This is a genomic window from Duganella sp. GW822-FHT06D06, from assembly GCF_058799615.1.
In genome coordinates this window covers 63,757-81,806 of sequence record NZ_JBXALQ010000010.1, presented here as the reverse complement: position 1 = coordinate 81,806, position 18,050 = coordinate 63,757, and the positions used below count along the sequence as shown (strand labels likewise).

Sequence of the window (18,050 nt, the reverse complement as noted above, 5' to 3'; positions counted from 1 at the left end):
AAGTCGCCGGCGCCGGCAAGCATGCAAGCGTCCAACGACCTCGTGGTCCGCACCCGGCATGGCGGTGTGGCTGCGGCTACATTCAGGGGGCAAGATGAACATCGTATCCATTCCCAGTCGGCACCGCCAGGGTGACAGCGCGGCCCATTGCGCCACATGCAGGGCTGCGCAGGTCTGCATCCCGGCCCGCAGCGGTCTCGACGACCATCTGATGCAACTCCCCACGCGCCGCGTCAGGGTGCCCCGCGACACCGAGCTGTTCCAGGCCGGCGCCGCGGTCGGCGACCTTTTCTACGCCGTACGCTACGGTACCATCAAATACACGCTGCCCAGCGTATCCGGACAGTCAAAGATCAGCGCCTTCCTGATGAGCGGCGATTTGCTGGGGCTGGACTCAATCGGGCAAGCGCAGCACAACGGCAGCGCAGTCGCGCTGGAAAACAGCGAGGTCTGCGAAATCCGCTGCAGTGACCTGCGGCCCAGAATCCTGCTGTTCCATACCATACTGAGCAAGCAAATTGCTCATGAACAATGCGCCGCCCATCAACTGCGCAACAGCGGCGCCGGGCAAAGGCTGGCCGCCTTTCTGCTGGACTTATCCTGGCGCCATGGTCGACGTGGCTTTTCGTCACAACGCTTTCGGCTGATCATGCCACGCCAGGACATCGCCAATTTCCTGGCGTTGACGCCGGAATGCCTGAGCCGGGCGCTGACCCAATTCCGGGACGCAGGACTGCTGGAAGTCGACGACCGCGAGGTCGCTCTGCTGGACGCCGGGGCCTTGCGGCAGCTGGCCATGGGGACCGGGCAACCCGGCTGGTTGCAAGACCGTGGCGGCGCTCGTGCCGCGCCGTGAAAGCCGCTACCATGACATGCATTGCAAAGCTCCCGCCCCGGACGTCAGCTACAGCTTGTCCCACCACCTCCTGCCTGCGGTGCGCCGTGCGCTCCAGCTGCCTGCCGCGCGACATGCCAGACGCCGGCGCCGGCCTGGTCAACCGCTTGGTCACGCAGCGCGTCCAGCTGCGGCGCGGCGAGCACCTGCACCGAACCAACGAAGCGGTAAACCACCGCCTGTACGCAATCCAGAGCGGCCAGTTCAAGAGCTACCAGCTTACCTCTGAAGGCGAGCAGCACATCACCGGCTTCCAGTTCGCCGGCGATTTCCTCGGCCTCGATACGATAGGACTGACCTATTATCGCAACAGCGCGATGGCGCTGAGCGATGTGGTGGTATGCGAGTTTTCACATATGCGCCTGGTCGAGGCGGCGCAGCACTGCGAAGCGCTGGCGCTGCAACTGCACGAACTGCTGAGCAAGCAACTAACCCTCGCCCAAACCACCACGCTGCTGCTGGCGAACCGGGCCGACCAGAAACTGAGCGGCTTCCTGCTGGCCTTGCCGTCGAAGCGAGCCGACGTCGAGCGCCATGGGCAGGTGCTGGAACTACATATGTCCCGTGCCGACATAGGCGCCTACCTGGGTCTGGCCGACACCACCGTTAGCCGCACGCTGAGCCGCTTCCAGCGGCGGGGTTACCTGGCATTGCAGCACCACCAACTGACGATCACCGATGCCGCTGGCCTGCGCGCGATCGCGTCGCGGAACCCACACTGAATCCTGATACGCATCGCCCCATCTCGACAATTCAATAAAACGCTTCCGGTTTCGGCTGCGCTCCGGTGCCGCCCAGCATCACCAAGCTTAGCAGCAACAGCAGCACAACTGACGCGTTTGGCTCTTTCTCCAGCGCCATCGCCGCCGGGGCAACGCCCTCATAGCCCAGGCGAGACTGTACTAGCGCATCGTCCGCCATCGCCGACGGCATACCCGACGCCCCGAAAAAACAAACGCAGCCATTACCCGGACCGCCACCAACCGCCCCCATGCGCCATAGCCTGTCCGACTCATGCTCGACTCCCGCTGTCAGATTTTCGTTAGAAAAGCCGTCGGGGTCGTGGCCCCGCGCTAACTACAGCTTGGGCGCACCGACATGAAAGTTCCATGTCGAAAGTCAATCGGCGAGCACATGGGGCGCCGTGTGTCAGAACGCGCCGACGTAGTTCTCCGCCAGCGCCGTCGCCATCGCCCGGGAACTCACCACGCATTCCAGTTCGGCGCGCTGCACCTCGCGCTGGAACGGCGTGGCGTCGGCGAAGGTGTGCAGAAGACTGGTCATCCACCACGAGAAGTATTCGGCACGCCAGACGCGCTTCAACGCCGCATCCGTGTAGCCTTGCAGCCGCTCCTCGCTGCCCTGGCGGTAGAACTGCTCCAGTCCCTGCGCCAGCAGCGCCACGTCCGAGACGGCCAGGTTCATGCCCTTGGCGCCGGTCGGCGGCACGATGTGCGCCGCGTCGCCCGCCAGGAACAGGCGGCCCGACTGCATCGGCGTCGATACAAAGCTGCGCATGCCGATGATATTTTTCTGGAAGATGCGGCCTTCGTTGACGCGCCAGCCATCGTTGTTCTCCAGCCGCGCGTGCAGTTCGGCCCAGATGCGGTCGTCCGACCAGTTGTCGATGTGGTCGGCCGGGTCGCACTGGAAGTACAGCCGCTGCACGGTTGGCGTACGGGTGCTGACCAGCGCGAAGCCACGCTCATGGCGCGCATAAATCAGCTCGTCCGACGATGGCGCCGATTCCACCAGCACGCCAAACCATCCGAAGCCGTAGTCGCGTTTGAAATCCTGCCGCCCTTGCCCCGGCATCGCCGGCCGCGTCACGCCGTGATAGCCATCGCAGCCGATGACGAAATCGGCGTCGATGCGCGCCGCCTCGCCGCGATGGATGAAGCCGACCGACGGCGTGGCGGTGTCGACGCCCTGCAGTTCTACGCTGCTGACCTCGAACAGCAACTGCCCCTGCGCCGCCAGCCGCGCCGCCACCAGGTCCTTGATCACTTCATGCTGCGGGTAGACGGTGATTGCCTTGCCCGTCAATTCGGTCAGGTCGATCCGGTGGCGCCGGCCGCCGAACGCCAGTTCTATGCCGTGGTGCAGCGCACCTTCGGCCTGCATACGGGCGCCGACGCCGGCATTGGTGAGAATATCCATCGTGCCTTGTTCCAGCACGCCGGCGCGGATGGTGGCCTCGATCTCGGCCTGGGTGCGCGATTCCAATACGATCGATTCAATACCGTTCAAATGCAGCAGATGGGATAGCAGCAAGCCCGCTGGGCCGGCGCCGATGATGGCTACCTGGGTACGCATGATGTCTCCGTTATAGTGTTAGTGTGCCGCCATCGTAGCTCCGGGGCCCTGCAAAAAAAATGGATGAAACTTCCTAAAACTTGTACTATTTCGACACTCCACTCTTTTAGACGGCACGCCCCTCCATGCCCTGCACCGCCCGACCAGCACTACCCGACGTCCCGCAGTTTGGCCTGTATGGCGAGCAGGCACGGGGAGAAAACGCCGAATTCGTGCACATCGAACTGATCGAAACCCGCAGCCGGGTGCACCATTGGCATATCGACAAGCACACGCATAGCGGACTGTTTCAGGTACTTTTCCTCTATGGCGGCGAGGTCCGCGCCAGCGTCGACGGCGCTGTTTGGGAGTGCCGCGCGCCGACCGTCATCACACTCCATCCGTCGGTGGTGCACGGCTTCGACTTCTCGGCAGAGGCGCACGGCTATGTGCTGACGGTGGACCAGAACGTGATGTATGCGGGCCACGGCGACCTGTATTCCTCGCTGTTTGTGGAACCGTTGGCGATCGACCTGTCCGGTCAGCCGGAGCTGCACGCGCGCCTGGAATCGCTGCTGCAAAACCTGTTGACGGAAGCGGCCTGGCCACAGTATGGGCATAATCTGATGTTGGAGTGGTTGGCGCGCAGCGCCTTGCTGCTGCTGGTGCGCCTGCATGCGGAGCGTCGCCTGGCCGACCAGTCGGGCCGCAGCGATTTTGAATTGTTCAGCCGCTTTCGCGCCGAGGTGGAACGGCGCTACAAGGAGCAATGGCAGGTCGGCCAGTACGCCGAAGCGCTGCGGGCCACGCCGACGCGGCTAAATCGCCTGTGCCTCAAGCTGTCCGGAAAATCGGCGTTCGACATCACCCAGGACCGGCTGATGCTGGAAGCCTGCCGCAAGCTGACCTATCTGCCCGCCAGCATCGCCAGCATCGCCTACGAGCTGGGATTCCAGGATCCGGCCTACTTCAGCCGCCTGTTCAAGAAGCGCATGGGCCTGACGCCGAAGGCCTTCCGGGGCGGCTGAAGCGCGCAGGCCCGCCTACAGCAAGGCGTTCAGTTCGACCTGTATCTTGATCAGCGCCGGCAGGCAGCGCTCCACCATCTGCTCGCGCGGCATGCGGCCGGCGTGGACGCTGATGTTCATCGCCGCCACCACCTCGCCGCGGAAATTCTTCAACGGCACGGCGATGGTGCGCAAGCCCAGTTCCAGCTCCTGGTCCACCAGCGCGTAGCCTTGTGCGCGGGCGCGGGCGATCTCCAACGCCAGGCGCTCCTTGCCGACGATGGTGTGCTCGGTGATGCGCTCCGGCTGCGCGCGTTCGAGGAAGGCGTCGATCTGCGGCTGCGGCAGGTGCGCCAGCAGCACCCGGCCATTGGCGGTGCAGTAGGCCGGCACACGGGTGCCCGGTTGCAGCGTGACCGACACCAGTTGCCCGGCGCTGACGGCGGCCACGCACACCAGCTGATCGTGATCGAGCACGCCGACCGACGCCGCCTCGCCCAGCGCGTAGGCCAGCCGGTACAACAAGGGCTGCACGATGCGCGGCAGGCGCGCCGAATGCAGGTAGGACTGCCCGAGCCGCAGCACCATGGGCGTCAGCGCGAACAGCTTGTTCTCATGCCGCATATAGCCCAGGTGCGTGAGTGTGATCAGGTAGCGGCGCGCCGCCGCCCGCGTCAGGCCGGTGCGCTCGGCCACTTCGGCGATGCTCAAGCGGCTGCGCTCCTGGTCGAAAGCGGCGATCACCAGCAGGCCTTTTTCCAGGCCCGCCACCAGGTCGCGCTGGGCTGGGACGTTGTCTTCAGCAGTCATAAGGAAGAAATTGAGTGATTTGTGCGAGTATCGCACAAAATGTGCGCATAGCGAATATCGCCTGCCTTGCCAGTATTGTGATGCGGCGCCGCCTTCCCTACCATGGTCTCCACACAACACAACAACCATCAGGAGGCCAGCCTTGAATTTCGATGCCATCCCGTCCGGCGTCTACCCGGAACTGATCTACCCGCCCTACAAGTCCACGCTGAAGCGCGGCCCCACCCAGCCGCTACTGCGCATCCGCGCCGACCAGCCGGTGCAGGACAATGTGACCGCGTCGCCGCGCATCCTGCTGCCGAACGACATGGACCTGACGGCGCACGGCCACGGCGCGCCGCTGGGCGAGAAGATCGTCGTCACCGGCCGCGTGGTCGACGAGGATGGAAAACCGGTACGCAACTCGCTGCTGGAGGTCTGGCAGTGCAATTCGGCCGGCCGCTACTGGCACAAGAAGGACCAGCACGACGCGCCGCTCGATCCGAATTTCTACGGCATCGGCAAGATGATGACCGACGACGATGGCCGCTACCGCTTCGTCACCATCAAGCCCGGCCCCTACCCGTGGGGCAATCACGACAAGGCCTGGCGCCCTGCGCACATCCACTTCTCCTTGTTCGGCAACGTGTATGCGCAACGCCTGGTCACGCAGATGTACTTCCCCAGCGATCCGCTGTTCGACTACGATCCGATTTTCCAGAGCATCCAGGACCCGGCCGCGCGCCAGCGCCTGATCTCCCGCTACAGCCTGGAGCACACCGACAGCGACAAGATGCTGGGCTATGAATTCGATATCGTTCTGCGCGGCCGCGACGCCACGCCCATGGGCCTTTAAAGGAGCTAAGCGCATGAGCCACATCACCACCTCACAAACCATCGGACCGTTCTCGCATGCAGCCTGGCAGTGGGCGGTCGACGCCAGCGCCGCCGGCCAGCTGGAAACCACGGCCGCCACTATCATCATCAGCGGCATCATCTACGACGGCGCCGGCACGCCGATCAACGACGCCCAGATCGAAGCCTGGCAGCCGGAAGCCGCCGGCGCGGAAGCGGCGCAGGCGCTGCCCGGCTTCCGGCGCGTGCCCAGCGGCGAGCAGGGAGAATTCAGCCTGCGGCTGTCGCAATGCGCGGCGCCGGCCAGCGGCGCGCCGGCCACCTTCATCACCGTGTTCGCGCGCGGTCTGGTCAAGCACCAGTTCACCGCCGTGTTCCTGGACGACGACAGCGGCCTGGCCTCGTCGGCGATATTGCAGCAGGTGCCGGCCGCGCGCCGCCCCACGCTGATCGCCCGCAAGACCGCGCCGGGGGTCTATCATTGGGACATCTGGATGCAGTCCGAAAAAGAGACCGTATTCTTCGACTATGTCTGACCTGCCAGCGGAGTTCTCTTGAGCGTATCCATCTTCGACAGTTTTCTCACCACGCCGGACATGATCGCCGTCTTCGACGACGCCGCGATCGTGCAGGCCATGCTGCGTTTCGAGCAGGCCTTGGCGCAAGCCCAGGCCCAGCAAGGCATGCTGCCGCCGGAATCGGCGCGCGCCATCGCCGGCGTCTGCAACGCGCAGCTGTACGACATCCCGGCCATCGTCAGCGCCGGCCGGCGCGCCGGCAGCCTGGCCATTCCGCTGGTGCGTGAACTGACGCGCACCGTGGCGCTGTACGACGCCGAGGCGGCCGCGCGCGTCCATTGGGGCAGCACCAGCCAGGATGTGATCGACACCGCCATGGTGCTGGCCACGCGCGACGCACTGCAACTGCTGGACGACGGCCTGCACGACCTGACCGGACGCCTGCTGCAACTGGCGGACCAGCATGCGGCAACGCCGGTGCTGGCCCGCACGCTGATGCAACCGGCACAGGTGAGCAGCCTCGGTTTCAAGATCGCCGGCTGGCTGGCGCCGCTGGTGCGGGCCCGCGCGCGTTTGCGCGAGTGCGCCGCGCGCGCGTTGCAGCTGCAACTGGGCGGCGCGGTCGGCACGCTGGCGGTGATGGGCGAGCAAGGCGCTGCCGTGGCGGCGCTGGTGGCCACTGATCTTGGCCTGAAGCTGGCAGATGCTGCCTGGCACACGCAACGTGACGAGTGGGTGCGGCTCGGATTGGAAGTGGCGGTGCTGACCGGCAGCATGGGCAAGATCGCCACCGACATCAGCCTGATGGCGCAAGGCGAAATCGCGGAACTGGCCGAGCCGTCCGGCAATGGCCGTGGCGGTTCATCCGCCATGCCGCACAAGCGCAATCCGGTATCGGCCATGATCGCACTGGCCGCCGCCACGCGCGCGCCGCAGCACGCCGCAGCGCTGCTGGCCAGCATGGGACAGCAGCACGAACGAGGCCTGGGAAACTGGCAGGCCGAACTCGCCGAATGGCCGGGCCTGTTCCTCAGCGCGCACGGCGCATTGCAGGCGCTGAACGACGCCTTCGCCGGCCTGCAAGTCGATCCGGCGCGCATGCTGCGCAATATCGACGCCTTGCAGGGTTTGGTGTTTGCCGAAGCGGCATCGGCCTGGCTGGCGGCCGCCATCGGCCGTCCGGCGGCCCACAGCCTGTTGGAAGAAATGAGCGCCGAGGCGCTGTCCAGCGGACGCAATCTGGCCGAGGTGCTGGCCGACGCGGTGCAGGCCGACGAGCAGCTACGCCAGCAGGTCGACCCGGCCGCGCTGGCTTCGCTATTCGATCCGGCCACCGCCGCCGGACCGGCCCAGCGCCTGGCGCTGCAGCAGCTGCAAGCGCTGCGCAAGGATATCGCCGCACTGAACTCCACCCCATTCCATCACAGGACATCCGCATGAGCTTCGATCCCATCGACCACGATTTCGAGCGTGGACTGAACAACCGCCGCGCCATCCTCGGCGACGCCTGGGTGGACAAGTCCCTCGCCAACGCCAATAGCTTTAACGGCGAGTTCCAGAACATGATCACGCGCTTTGCGTGGAACGACATCTGGGGCCGGCCCGGCCTGGAGCAGAAGACGCGCCGGGCAATGGTCCTCGCCACCACCATCGCGCTGGGCCGCTGGGAGGAATTCGAGCTGCACACCCGCGCCGCACTGGTGGGCGATGCGGCCAACCGCTTGTCGCCGGATGAACTGAAGGAAGTACTGATGCAGTCGGCGATCTACGCCGGCGTCCCGGCCGCCAACACCGCCTTCGTCCATGCGATGGCGATCCTGCGCGAAGTCGGGCCGGAGATCGGCTACACGCTGGAGCCAATGGCGCCGGCCGCGGCGAGCCATCCCGGGGTTGGCCGCGAGGGCCGCAGCGCCGGCCAACCTGCGCTGCACTACACGGTGCGCGAGCCCCGCAACGGCAAGGCTCCGCGCCACACGGTGGTGCTGAGCCACGCCCTGGGCTGCGACCTGACGATGTGGGACGGCCTGGCCAATCAGCTGGCCGCCGACTGCCGCGTGATCGCCTACGACCATCGCGGCCACGGCGACTCGGCAGCACCGCAAGGCCTGTACAGCATGGCCGACCTGGCCGACGACGCCGCAGCGCTGCTGCGCGAACTCGATACCGGGCCGGTGGTGTGGGTGGGTCTGTCGATGGGCGGCATGGTGGGCCAGGAGCTGGCCCTGCGCCATCCATCGCTGGTACGCGCCCTGGTGCTGGGCAATACGACGTCCCGCTATCCCGAAGCCGCGCGCGAAGCCTGGCAGCAGCGCATCGTCACCGTGCGCGAACAAGGCATCGCGGCGATTGCCGACGCGGTGATGGGCCGCTACTTCCACGACGCCTTCCGCGCCGACCATGCCGCTACGGTGGCGCGCTTCCGCCGCCGGTTGCTCAGCACGGACATCACTGGCTACATCGGCTGCTGCAACGCGGTCGGCACGATCGACACCACGGAGCGACTGGGCGCCATCACCGTACCGACGCTGGTCATCGCCGGTGAGCTGGACCAGGGTACGCCGATCGGCATGTCGGAAACGCTACAACAAGCCATCCAGGGCGCCACGCTGGCCGTACTGCCCAGCGCGTCGCACCTGGGCGCGGTCGAACAGCCGGCGCTGTTCGCGTCGGCCGTCGCCGGCTTCATCGCCGGCTTGTAGTTCCTGCGCTACACGCCCGGGTCGCGCACCTTGTCGGCCTGGTCGAACTCGATGTTGTAGAACGAGCCGGCGCTGGCTTCGGCCTTGCGGATGTACACGGTCTGCACGATGTCGCGGCTGACGGCATCGATGCTGACCGGGCCGCGCACGCTGGTCCAGGCCATGCCCTTCATCGCCGCCAGCAGCTTGTCGCCGTCGCTGTCGCCGTTGGTCTGCCTGAGCGCCTGGTACAGCAGGTGCATGCCGTCGTAGGCGCCGACCGAATGGAAGTTGGGCCGCATGCCCGGGTTGGCCTTGCCGAAGGCTTCCACATACGCCTTGTTCTCGGCCGACGGATGGGCAGCCGAATAGTGATGGCTGCTGACCACACCTGCCGCGGCCGGGCCGATGCTGGCCATCAGGTCGTCGTCCAGCACATCGCCGGTGCAGATCAGCCGTATGCCGGCGGCGGCCAGGCCGCGTTCTGTGAACTGCTTGAGCACCGCCGCGCCTTCGCCCGACGGCACAAACACGAACAGCGCATCCGGCTTCAAGTCCCGCACCCGCGCCAGGAACGGCGCATAGTCCGGGTTGCGCAGCGGCGCGCGCAGGCTGTCGACCACCTTGCCGCCGCCTTCAAGCAAACCTTTGACGAACACCTTTTCCGCATCCAGCCCCGGGCCGTAGTCGCTGACCAGCGTCACCGCGCTTTTGATCTTGTTCTTTGCCGCCCATTGCGCCATCGGCGCCGTGACCTGCGCCAGCGTGAAGCCGGTGCGCACGATATACGGAGAGCGTTGCGGCACCGCCGACGCGGCGGCGGCCATCACGATCATCGGCACCTTGGCCTGGGTGGCGACCGGCGCGGCGGCGAAGGCCAGCGGTGTCAGGCCGAAGCCGGCCAGCACCTGCACCTTGTCGCGCGAGACCAGTTCCTGCGCCAGCCGCTTGGTCACGTCCGGGGCCACGCCGCCGTCGTCCTTGAGGATGATCTCGATCTGGCGGCCGGCCACGCTGGCGCCGTTCTGCCGCATGTACAGTTTTACCGCCGCCTCGATCTGGCGGCCGGTGGATGCGAACGGGCCGGACATCGGCACGATCAAACCGACTTTCAGCGGCTCGGCGGCGGCCGCGGCGACGTTGGGCAGAACGCCCGCCGACAAGGCGGCGGCGCCCAGCAACAACTGGCGGCGTTGGGAATTGATATGGCCTGGCATGGTGTCTCCTTCGTTTTTATGTTTATCTATAGATCCAGCAGCAGCGTGCCGGTTTTGGAACGTGAACAACAAGGGGTGAACTGGTTATTGGCGGCTTGTTCCGATTCGTCCAGGTACAGGTCGCGGTGGTCCGGCACGCCGTCCAGCACGCGCGTCAGGCAGGTGCCGCATACGCCCTGCTCGCACGAGGCGGGTATGAACACTCCGGCATCGGTCAGCACCCGCAGCACGGTGCTGTCGGCGGGGATGGCGTAAACCTTGCCGCTGGAGGCCAGCTTCACCTCGAACGGCAGGTCGCCGCCGGCGGCCGGCGTGGCGGAGGCGCCGAAATATTCGAGATGCAGCTGCTCCGGCGGCCAGTGCTGCGCCTTGACGGTGGCCTTGACGTAGTCGATGAACCCAGCCGGGCCGCACAGGTAGATGTGGGTCTTGCGGTCCAGTTGCGCAAGCAGCGCGGGCAGGTCCAGCTTCTGCGCGGCGTCGCCGCTGTCGTAGTGGAAGTGCACCTGCGGCGCAAACGGCGCAGCGGCGATGCGCTGGCGGAACGCGGTGCGTTCGGGCGAACGAGCGCAGTAGTGCATCTCAAACGCAGCGCCGCGAGCCGACAGAGCTTCCGCCATCGCCAAAATGGGGGTGACGCCGATGCCGCCCGCCAGCAGCAGGCTACGCTCCGCGTCAGCCAGCGGGAAGTGATTCTTCGGCGCGCTGATGCTGAGCGTAGCGCCGGCCAGCACCTCCTCGTGCATGGCCTTTGAGCCGCCACGCGACGATGGATCGCGCAGCACGCCGATCAGATAGCGGTGCTGTTCCCGTGGCGGATTGCACAGCGAGTACTGCCGCACCAGGCCAGCGCCAACGTGAACGTCGATGTGGGCGCCCGCCGTGAAAGGCGGCAGCGGCGCGCCGTCCGCGCTGACCAGTTCATAGCTGCAGATATCCTCAGCCTCCACATGGCGGCGCTCTACCCGCACTTGCAGCAATCCGGTACTCATGCGCGCTGCTCCTTCTCCAGCCACTGATCCAGCACGCGGCGCGACTGCACGCCGCCGGCGTCGATATTCAGCATCAGCAGCTTGCGGTCGGGATGGCGCAGGATGTTGGCCTGCTGTAGCTCCAGCATCTCCCGGTCTTCCCCGAAGATCTTGCCCTGGCCGCTACGTATGGTGTCGGTCAGTTCCTTGTCGTCCGGCTTGAAGTTGCGCGCCATGCCCCAGAAGTACCAGTGCGAGGTTTCGCTTTCCGGCGTAATGAAATCGACGACGATGCTGGAAGCCTTGTGCTCCGGCGCGGCGTCGTAGCCGCCCTTGCCCGCGTGCGCCACGCCGACTTCGATCATTACATGGCTGGGCGCCGTGAAGCGGCAGATCTGCCAGCGATCCACCGGCACGTCGTCGGCCAGGCCGTTGCCGCGCAAGGCCGCGCGCCAGAACGGCGGCGCCATGATGTTCTCCATGTAGCGGCTGGTGATCACCTCCTCGCCTTCAACCCGCGTGCTGACCGGCGCTTCGTCGATCTCCTTCTGGCCGATGCTCGACGCGTGCACATAGGTCTCGTGCGTCAGGTCCATCAGGTTGTCGATCATCAGCCGGTATTCGCAGTTGATGTGATACAGGCCGCCGCCGTAGGCCCAGGCAGGATTGTCGGCCCACTCCAGATGATGGATCAACGCCGGATCGGCCAGTTCGCGATCGCCGGTCCAGACCCAGATAAAGCCGTAGCGCTCCTCCACCGGATAGCTGCGGATGCAAGGGAAGCCGCGCACGCGCTGGCCCGGCATGCTGATCACCTTGCCGTCGCAGCCCATCTCCAGGCCGTGGTAGCCGCATACCAGTTGGCCGTCGCGGACGAAGCCCAGCGATAGTGGCGCGCCGCGGTGCGGGCAAAAATCCTCCACCGCAGCCACCTTGCCCTCCGCGCCGCGATAAAACACGATCTTTTCGCCGCAAATCTGCCGCCCCAGCGGCTTGGCGTCGATTTCATCCGGCGTGCAGGCCACGTACCAGGTATTTTTTGGGTACATCTTGTCTCCTTGTTCGATTTTCGACTCATATTCAGTGCACTGAATGTTGTAAAGTATAGACCGTAAATCGGCAAAGTAAACGCCCCCACCAAATTCTTTTTACGTTGCACCGCAACGGCGACTACCGCAGAGGCCATGCAATGCCAGACACAGAGAGCAAATTGATCAACCTGTACGAACACCCCGGCCACTTGCTGCGCCGCGCGCAACAGATCTCGGTGTCGATTTTTTACGATGAGATGGGCGAAGAGCTGACCCCCGTGCAGTACGCGATGCTGCGCAACCTGGAAAGCCACGCCGGCATCGACCAGGTATCGCTGTCGGCCATCAGCGGCATCGACACCTCGACCGGCGCCACCGTCTGCGCGCGGCTGGAGGAAAAGGGACTGCTGACACGGACCGTGATCCCGACCAATCGCCGCCAGCGCTCCCTCACCATCACCGGCGCAGGCGAAGAACTGCTGAGCGAACTGATACCCGCATCCCAGCGTTTGCGACGCCGTTTGCTCGCGCCCTTGTCCAGCACAGAACAGCTGCAATTCATGGCGCTGCTGACCAAGCTTGTGCGGGAAAACAACGAGCAAAGCCGCGCACCGCTCACGGATGGCGCAGCAATCGTGCGCGAGGTAAGCTGATAGCGGCACACTTGAATGCCACGATCATCAAAACTGGAGACCCAATGAAACGCTATGCCATCGCCGGCCTGACCGCCATGCTGCTTATGCCTGCCCTGCCCGTCCTCGCGCAAAACGCCACCAAGGCCGACGCCATCGCCCTGGTCGACAAGGCCGTCGCGAACATCCAGAAAAAAGGGATAGAACAGGCGTGCAAGGACTTCGCCGATCCGAAGGGCGGCTTTATGCAGGGCGACCTGTACGTGTTCGTGCAGGACGCACAGATGATGATGGTCTGCCACGCCACCACGCCCAAGATGAACGGCAAGGACATGTCGCAGCTGAAGGACGCCAACGGCAAGAAGTTCGTGCAGGAGATGCGGGATATCGCCCAGTCGAAGAAACCCGGGTGGGTCGATTACGTCTGGGTCAATCCCGTCACCAAGGCGCTGGAAGACAAGGCCTCGTATATTCGCCAGGCCGAGGATAAATACACCGTCGGCGCCGGCATCTACAAGCCTAAATAAAACACGTCAGGCCACGGCGACCAGGCGATCCAGCTTGTCGCCGTCGGCCAACAGGCTGGCGCTGTCCGAGTCGTGCACGATGCGGCCGCGATCCAGCACAATGGCGCGCTGCGTCAACGACAACGCCAACCGCGCATGCTGCTCGACCACGATCACCGACATGCCCTCCTCCTTCACCAGCCGGCGTATCACCCGCACCAGCTCCTGCACGATGATGGGCGCCAGGCCTTCCATCGGTTCGTCCAGCAGCAGGATGCGCGGATTGGTCATCAGCGCGCGCGCAATCGCCACCATCTGCTGCTCGCCGCCCGACAACTGGTTGCCCATGTTGGCGCGGCGCTCGTGCAGGCGCGGGAAGATCTCGTAGACCTTTTGCAGGTTCCAGGGGCCGGGTCGCGCCACCACCGTCAGATGCTCCTCCACCGTCAGCGAAGGGAACATATGCCTTTCCTGCGGCACCCATCCCAGGCCCGCGCGCGAGCGCCGGTGCGTGGGCATGCGCCCGATGTCGCTGCCGGCCCAGCGGATGCAGCCGCCGTGCAACCGCGTTAATCCCATCAGCGTCACCAGCAGGCTGGTTTTGCCGACGCCGTTGCGGCCCAACAGCGCCAGGCTGTCGCCTTCGTTCAGCGTGAACGATACGTCTTCCAGCACGATAGACTCGCCATAGCCGGCGGTGACTTTATCGAGCGCCAGTAATTCAGCCATGTTCGGCCTCCCCCAGATAGACTTCCTTGACGCGCGGGTCGGCAGCGATCTCCGCCGGCGTACCCTCGGTCAGCACTTTGCCGCCGACCAGCACCGTGATGCGGTCGGCGAAGCGGAACACCAGTCCCATATCGTGTTCGATGAACAGCACCGTGACGTCGCGCGGCAGCTGCGTCAGCACCTCGAACAGCTCCTTGCTCTCCGCTTGCGGGATGCCGGCGGCCGGTTCGTCCAGCAGCAGGATGCGCGGCTTGGTGGCCAGCGCCAGTGCGATTTCCACCAGTCGCTGCTTACCGTAAGCCATGCTGCGCGTGACGCTGTTGGCCTGGTCGGTGAGCTTGAGCGTGGCCAGCAAGGCCATCGCCTCGTCGATCACGTCCGCATGCTTTGCCACCGTCTTGTACCAGACCGATTGCAGGCCGCGCCGCTCGCAGATCGCCAGCGCCACCGATTCCAGCACCGTCATGCCGGCGAACAGGGTGTTGAGCTGGAAGGTGCGCGTCATGCCGCGCCGTACCCGCTGGTGCTGCGGCAAATGCGTGATGTCCTCGCCGCCCAGGTAGACCTTGCCGCTGCTGGGCATGAAGCCACCCGTCAGCAGGTTGATGAAGGTGGTCTTGCCGGCGCCATTGGGGCCGATCAGCGCGTGGCGCGCGCCGGGTTCGAAGGTCAGGCTCACATCGCTGTTGGCGACGAAAGGGCCCCAACGCTTGGTCAAGCCTTCGGTGCGCAGTGTAATGTCCTGGCTCATGCCTGCTCCTTCCGTTTGAAACGCGACGCCACTTTTTCCAGCCCGCCCAGGATGCCGCCGCGCGCGAACAGCACGATCACCATCAGCAGCAGGCCGATATAAAACTGCCAGTAAGCCGGATTCAGGCCGGCGATGTAATCCTGGGCCACCATGAACACGGCGGCGCCGACCAGCGCGCCGTACAAACGGCCCGTCCCGCCCAGCACCAGCATGATCAACAACTCGGCCGAACGTGGGAAGCCCAACGAATCCAGCCCGACGAACTGCGTGGTCTGCGCCAGCAGAGCGCCCGCCAGGCCGGCCACCGTGGCGGCCAAGGTAAACACGGCCACCAGGCGACGGTTGACGTCCACGCCCAGCGCAGGCATGCGGCGCACGCCCTCGCGGATGCCGACCAGACTCAAACCGAACGGCGACTTCACCACCCGGCGCAGCACCACGAACACGATGAACAGCACGGCGAAGCTGTAGCAGTAGGCTACGTTGCCGTTCAAGTCGAACTCGAAGGCGCCGAACAATTTACCGACCATCATGCCGGACAAGCCATCGACGCCGCCCGTGAGGAAGGAGGCCTTGTTGGCCGCCTCGAACAGCATCAAACCTATGCCCAGCGTAACCATCAGTCGCGTCAAGTCCTGGCCGCGCACCACCAGGAAGGACATGACGAATCCGAACAGGCCAGCCACCACGGCGCCGGCCAGCAGGCCGCTAAACGGCTCGCTCCAGCCGTGCACCGACAGCAGCCCGGCCGTGTAGGCGCCCAGGCCGAAGAAGGCGGCATGACCCAGCGAGACGATGCCGGCATAGCCCAGCATCAGGTCCAGCGACAGCGCGAACAGGCCGATGATCATGATCTGGCTGATCAGGACCAGATAGCCGGGGAAGGCGAAATACGCGGCCACCGGCAGCAGCCAGAAGGCGATTTCCAGCGGCGACCAGCGGTCGTCGGGCAAACGGGGTAGGCTCATGCTCTGCACCTTGTTGACGGCGACGGGCGCCGGTTTGACTTCAGCGTCGGCGAAGGCGTTCATGCTTTCCTCCTGATCAGGCCTGCGGGGAACAGGATCAGCAGCACCACCATCAGGCCATAGATGACGAAGGCGCCAATCTGCGGCACGTAGTATTTTCCCGCCACGTCGAACACGCCCAGTATCAGCGCCGCCAGCAGCGGCCCCTTGATGGTGCCGGCGCCGCCCACGGCGACCACCAGCAGGAAGTAGACCATGTACTTGATCGGGAAGGTCGGATCCAGGCCCAGCACGTCGATGCCCAGGCCTCCGCCCAGGCCGGCCAGGCCGGAGCCCAATGCAAAGGTCAGGCTGAACACCAGGCCGACATTAATGCCCAAGCCGGCGGACGCCGTTTGATTGTCCACCGAGGCGCGGATCTGCGCGCCGAAACGGGTGCGTTCGATCAGCAGTCCCAACGCCAGCGTGACCAGTACCACCACGCCGATCAGGAACAGGCGATAGGCGCCGACCTCCAGTCCCAGCAGCGATACCTGCCCGCGTAGCCAGTCCGGCAGCGTGACCGGCTGCTGCGACGGGCCAAACAGCCAGGTCGCACCGGCCACCGACATGAAGGTCAGGCCGATCGAGAACAGCACCTGGTCCAGATGGCTGGCCTGGTAAAGACGACGGTACAGCAGCCGCTCCAGCACCAGCCCGGCCGCGGCGGAGGCCAGGAAGGCCAGCGGCAGCGAGGCCAGGAACGGCACGCCGAGCCGCGACAGCACCGTCACGCTGACGTAGCCGCCCAACATGGCAAAGGCGCCATGGGCCAGGTTTATGAAGTTCATCATCCCCATCGTGACCGACAGGCCGACGCTGATGAGGAACAGCAAGCTGCCGTAGGCAATGCCGTCAAACAGCACACCGGCGAAATTGGCTAGCATATCCGCCTCCTCGTTTGAATTGTTTTATACATTTTTTGTCTCCACTACTACTCTACAAACCACATTGAATCACACTCTTTCGATAATCATCGCAATGCCCTGCCCCACGCCTATGCACATGGTGCACAGCGCATAGCGGCCGCCGCTGCGATGCAACTGATAGGTCGCGGTGGTGACCAGGCGCGCGCCGCTCATGCCCAGCGGATGGCCCAGCGCGATGGCGCCGCCGTTGGGATTGACGCGCGCATCGTCGTCCCGCAGGCCGAGCTGGCGCAGCACGGCCAGCCCCTGTGCGGCGAAGGCTTCATTCAGTTCGATGACGTCCATCTGTTCCAGCGCCAGGCCGGTCTGGCGCAGCAGCTTCTGCACCGCCGGCACCGGGCCTATGCCCATCACGCGCGGTGCCACGCCGGCCGTCGCCATGCCGACGATGCGCGCCAGCGGTTTCAGGCCGTGTCGCTTGGCCGCATCGCCGCTGGCGATCAGCAGCGCGCAGGCGCCGTCGTTGATGCCGGAAGCATTGCCGGCGGTGACGCCGCCCTCGGGCCGCACCACGCCTTTCAGCTTGGCCAGCGCCTCGATGGTGGTGGCGCGCGGATGCTCGTCCTGCGCGAACACCAGAGGATCGCCTTTCCGCTGCGGCAGCGACACCGGCACGATCTCGCGCGCGAAGATGCCTTCGGCGATGGCGATGGCGGTCTTGTTCTGGCTTGCCAGCGCAAACGCATCCTGGTCGGCACGGCTGACGCCATAATCCTGGGCGACATTCTCCGCCGTCTCCGGCATGGTCTCGACGCCGTAGGCTTCCTTCAGCGCCTTGTTGATGAAACGCCACCCCATCGTCGTGTCCTGCAACGACGCGTTGCGCGAGAACGCTGCATCCGGCTTGCCCATGACGAAAGGCGCGCGCGTCATCGACTCCACGCCGCCGGCGATCATCAGGCAGGCGTCGCCCGCCTGGATCGCCCGCGCCGCCGTGCCGATGGCGTCCATGCCGGAGCCGCACAGGCGGTTGACGGTGGAACCCGGCACCTCCTGCGGCAGTCCGGCCAGCAGCGCCGACATGCGCGCCACGTTGCGATTGTCTTCGCCGGCCTGGTTGGCGCAGCCGTAGATCACGTCATCCACCTGATCCCACTGCACGTCGGGATTGCGGCGCATCAGTTCCCGCAGCGGCACGGCGCCCAGGTCGTCGGCGCGCACGTCCTTCAGCGCACCGCCGTAGCGACCGATCGGAGTGCGCACCGCGTCGCAGATATATGCTTCGTTCATATTGTCTCCT

Annotated in this window: 20 protein-coding genes; 9 read left to right on the top strand and 11 right to left on the bottom strand. The window is 65.3% G+C overall.

What is annotated here, in order from left to right; genetic code table 11:
• Positions 1-94: 94 nt before the first annotated feature.
• Positions 95-856 (top strand): helix-turn-helix domain-containing protein, encoded by a 762-nt coding sequence (locus AC1RMD_RS19080; protein ID WP_492928308.1) that lies wholly within the window; start codon positions 95-97, stop codon positions 854-856.
• A gap of 86 nt (positions 857-942) precedes the next feature.
• Complete coding sequence (locus tag AC1RMD_RS19075) at positions 943-1,617, top strand: Crp/Fnr family transcriptional regulator (RefSeq protein ID WP_492928306.1); 675 nt, start codon at positions 943-945, stop codon at positions 1,615-1,617.
• A gap of 31 nt (positions 1,618-1,648) precedes the next feature.
• On the opposite strand, the gene AC1RMD_RS19070 is transcribed toward AC1RMD_RS19075, so the two are convergent.
• Positions 1,649-1,828, bottom strand: a complete 180-nt coding sequence (locus AC1RMD_RS19070; RefSeq protein WP_492928304.1) for a hypothetical protein — start codon at positions 1,826-1,828, stop codon at positions 1,649-1,651.
• A gap of 216 nt (positions 1,829-2,044) precedes the next feature.
• Positions 2,045-3,211 (bottom strand): 4-hydroxybenzoate 3-monooxygenase, encoded by a 1,167-nt coding sequence (locus tag AC1RMD_RS19065; RefSeq protein WP_492928302.1) that lies wholly within the window; start codon positions 3,209-3,211, stop codon positions 2,045-2,047.
• Between the two features lie 125 nt (positions 3,212-3,336).
• On the opposite strand from AC1RMD_RS19065, the gene AC1RMD_RS19060 reads away from it, so the two are divergent.
• Complete coding sequence (locus tag AC1RMD_RS19060; RefSeq protein ID WP_492928301.1) at positions 3,337-4,218, top strand: helix-turn-helix domain-containing protein; 882 nt, start codon at positions 3,337-3,339, stop codon at positions 4,216-4,218.
• Positions 4,219-4,233: 15 nt separating this feature from the next.
• Here AC1RMD_RS19060 and AC1RMD_RS19055 read toward each other — a convergent pair whose 3' ends face one another.
• Positions 4,234-5,007, bottom strand: coding sequence for an IclR family transcriptional regulator domain-containing protein (locus AC1RMD_RS19055; protein WP_492928299.1), 774 nt, complete (start codon positions 5,005-5,007; stop codon positions 4,234-4,236).
• Between the two features lie 142 nt (positions 5,008-5,149).
• Here AC1RMD_RS19055 and pcaH point away from each other — a divergent pair, with 142 nt between their 5' ends.
• From pcaH to pcaCD, 4 genes are read left to right on the top strand one after another with little or no spacing between them, the layout of a single operon-like run.
• Positions 5,150-5,842, top strand: a complete 693-nt coding sequence (gene pcaH, locus AC1RMD_RS19050; RefSeq protein WP_492928296.1) for a protocatechuate 3,4-dioxygenase subunit beta — start codon at positions 5,150-5,152, stop codon at positions 5,840-5,842.
• 13 nt (positions 5,843-5,855) lie between these two features.
• Positions 5,856-6,377, top strand: a complete 522-nt coding sequence (locus AC1RMD_RS19045) for a peptidase associated/transthyretin-like domain-containing protein (RefSeq protein ID WP_492928294.1) — start codon at positions 5,856-5,858, stop codon at positions 6,375-6,377.
• Positions 6,378-6,395: 18 nt separating this feature from the next.
• Positions 6,396-7,799, top strand: a complete 1,404-nt coding sequence (pcaB, locus tag AC1RMD_RS19040) for a 3-carboxy-cis,cis-muconate cycloisomerase (RefSeq protein ID WP_492928293.1) — start codon at positions 6,396-6,398, stop codon at positions 7,797-7,799.
• Complete coding sequence (pcaCD, locus tag AC1RMD_RS19035; protein WP_492928291.1) at positions 7,796-9,058, top strand: bifunctional 4-carboxymuconolactone decarboxylase/3-oxoadipate enol-lactonase PcaCD; 1,263 nt, start codon at positions 7,796-7,798, stop codon at positions 9,056-9,058. Before pcaB ends, pcaCD begins: the two co-directional genes overlap by 4 nt.
• Positions 9,059-9,066: 8 nt before the next feature.
• Here the strand turns inward: pcaCD and AC1RMD_RS19030 are convergent, their stop codons facing one another.
• The 3 genes from AC1RMD_RS19030 to AC1RMD_RS19020 are packed head-to-tail and all read right to left on the bottom strand — an operon-like array spanning position 9,067 to position 12,274.
• Complete coding sequence (locus tag AC1RMD_RS19030) at positions 9,067-10,254, bottom strand: ABC transporter substrate-binding protein (RefSeq protein WP_492928289.1); 1,188 nt, start codon at positions 10,252-10,254, stop codon at positions 9,067-9,069.
• 26 nt (positions 10,255-10,280) lie between these two features.
• Positions 10,281-11,246, bottom strand: coding sequence for a PDR/VanB family oxidoreductase (locus tag AC1RMD_RS19025; RefSeq protein WP_492928287.1), 966 nt, complete (start codon positions 11,244-11,246; stop codon positions 10,281-10,283).
• Complete coding sequence (locus AC1RMD_RS19020) at positions 11,243-12,274, bottom strand: aromatic ring-hydroxylating dioxygenase subunit alpha (protein WP_492928285.1); 1,032 nt, start codon at positions 12,272-12,274, stop codon at positions 11,243-11,245. The genes AC1RMD_RS19025 and AC1RMD_RS19020 overlap by 4 nt, the downstream gene beginning before the upstream one ends.
• A gap of 140 nt (positions 12,275-12,414) precedes the next feature.
• Here AC1RMD_RS19020 and AC1RMD_RS19015 point away from each other — a divergent pair, with 140 nt between their 5' ends.
• Positions 12,415-12,909 (top strand): MarR family winged helix-turn-helix transcriptional regulator, encoded by a 495-nt coding sequence (locus AC1RMD_RS19015; RefSeq protein WP_492928283.1) that lies wholly within the window; start codon positions 12,415-12,417, stop codon positions 12,907-12,909.
• Positions 12,910-12,953: 44 nt separating this feature from the next.
• Entirely contained in the window at positions 12,954-13,415 is a 462-nt protein-coding gene (locus AC1RMD_RS19010; protein ID WP_492928281.1) for a cache domain-containing protein, read from the top strand.
• Positions 13,416-13,421: 6 nt separating this feature from the next.
• Here AC1RMD_RS19010 and AC1RMD_RS19005 read toward each other — a convergent pair whose 3' ends face one another.
• The 5 genes from AC1RMD_RS19005 to pcaF form a co-directional block, all read right to left on the bottom strand.
• Positions 13,422-14,123 (bottom strand): ABC transporter ATP-binding protein, encoded by a 702-nt coding sequence (locus AC1RMD_RS19005; protein ID WP_492928280.1) that lies wholly within the window; start codon positions 14,121-14,123, stop codon positions 13,422-13,424.
• Positions 14,116-14,874, bottom strand: coding sequence for an ABC transporter ATP-binding protein (locus AC1RMD_RS19000; RefSeq protein WP_492928278.1), 759 nt, complete (start codon positions 14,872-14,874; stop codon positions 14,116-14,118). The genes AC1RMD_RS19005 and AC1RMD_RS19000 overlap by 8 nt, the downstream gene beginning before the upstream one ends.
• Entirely contained in the window at positions 14,871-15,842 is a 972-nt protein-coding gene (locus tag AC1RMD_RS18995; RefSeq protein WP_492928519.1) for a branched-chain amino acid ABC transporter permease, read from the bottom strand. The genes AC1RMD_RS19000 and AC1RMD_RS18995 overlap by 4 nt, the downstream gene beginning before the upstream one ends.
• A 59-nt stretch (positions 15,843-15,901) precedes the next feature.
• The gene (locus AC1RMD_RS18990) at positions 15,902-16,768 is read right to left on the bottom strand and encodes a branched-chain amino acid ABC transporter permease (RefSeq protein WP_492928276.1); all 867 of its coding nucleotides are present in this window, start codon (positions 16,766-16,768) and stop codon (positions 15,902-15,904) included.
• 69 nt (positions 16,769-16,837) lie between these two features.
• The gene (pcaF, locus tag AC1RMD_RS18985) at positions 16,838-18,040 is read right to left on the bottom strand and encodes a 3-oxoadipyl-CoA thiolase (protein WP_492928274.1); all 1,203 of its coding nucleotides are present in this window, start codon (positions 18,038-18,040) and stop codon (positions 16,838-16,840) included.
• Positions 18,041-18,050 lie beyond the last annotated feature (10 nt).

Coding starts and splice junctions, on each gene's coding strand:
- AC1RMD_RS18995 (WP_492928519.1), bottom strand. CDS start 15,842: ATGAGCCTACCCCGTTTGCCCGACGACCGCTGGTCGCCGCTGGAAATC.
- AC1RMD_RS19030 (WP_492928289.1), bottom strand. CDS start 10,254: ATGCCAGGCCATATCAATTCCCAACGCCGCCAGTTGTTGCTGGGCGCC.
- AC1RMD_RS19005 (WP_492928280.1), bottom strand. CDS start 14,123: ATGGCTGAATTACTGGCGCTCGATAAAGTCACCGCCGGCTATGGCGAG.
- AC1RMD_RS19045 (WP_492928294.1), top strand. CDS start 5,856: ATGAGCCACATCACCACCTCACAAACCATCGGACCGTTCTCGCATGCA.
- AC1RMD_RS19010 (WP_492928281.1), top strand. CDS start 12,954: ATGAAACGCTATGCCATCGCCGGCCTGACCGCCATGCTGCTTATGCCT.
- pcaF (WP_492928274.1), bottom strand. CDS start 18,040: ATGAACGAAGCATATATCTGCGACGCGGTGCGCACTCCGATCGGTCGC.
- AC1RMD_RS19080 (WP_492928308.1), top strand. CDS start 95: ATGAACATCGTATCCATTCCCAGTCGGCACCGCCAGGGTGACAGCGCG.
- pcaCD (WP_492928291.1), top strand. CDS start 7,796: ATGAGCTTCGATCCCATCGACCACGATTTCGAGCGTGGACTGAACAAC.
- AC1RMD_RS19025 (WP_492928287.1), bottom strand. CDS start 11,246: ATGAGTACCGGATTGCTGCAAGTGCGGGTAGAGCGCCGCCATGTGGAG.
- AC1RMD_RS19065 (WP_492928302.1), bottom strand. CDS start 3,211: ATGCGTACCCAGGTAGCCATCATCGGCGCCGGCCCAGCGGGCTTGCTG.
- AC1RMD_RS19060 (WP_492928301.1), top strand. CDS start 3,337: ATGCCCTGCACCGCCCGACCAGCACTACCCGACGTCCCGCAGTTTGGC.
- AC1RMD_RS18990 (WP_492928276.1), bottom strand. CDS start 16,768: ATGCTAGCCAATTTCGCCGGTGTGCTGTTTGACGGCATTGCCTACGGC.
- AC1RMD_RS19055 (WP_492928299.1), bottom strand. CDS start 5,007: ATGACTGCTGAAGACAACGTCCCAGCCCAGCGCGACCTGGTGGCGGGC.
- AC1RMD_RS19000 (WP_492928278.1), bottom strand. CDS start 14,874: ATGAGCCAGGACATTACACTGCGCACCGAAGGCTTGACCAAGCGTTGG.
- AC1RMD_RS19015 (WP_492928283.1), top strand. CDS start 12,415: ATGCCAGACACAGAGAGCAAATTGATCAACCTGTACGAACACCCCGGC.
- AC1RMD_RS19070 (WP_492928304.1), bottom strand. CDS start 1,828: ATGCCGTCGGCGATGGCGGACGATGCGCTAGTACAGTCTCGCCTGGGC.
- AC1RMD_RS19020 (WP_492928285.1), bottom strand. CDS start 12,274: ATGTACCCAAAAAATACCTGGTACGTGGCCTGCACGCCGGATGAAATC.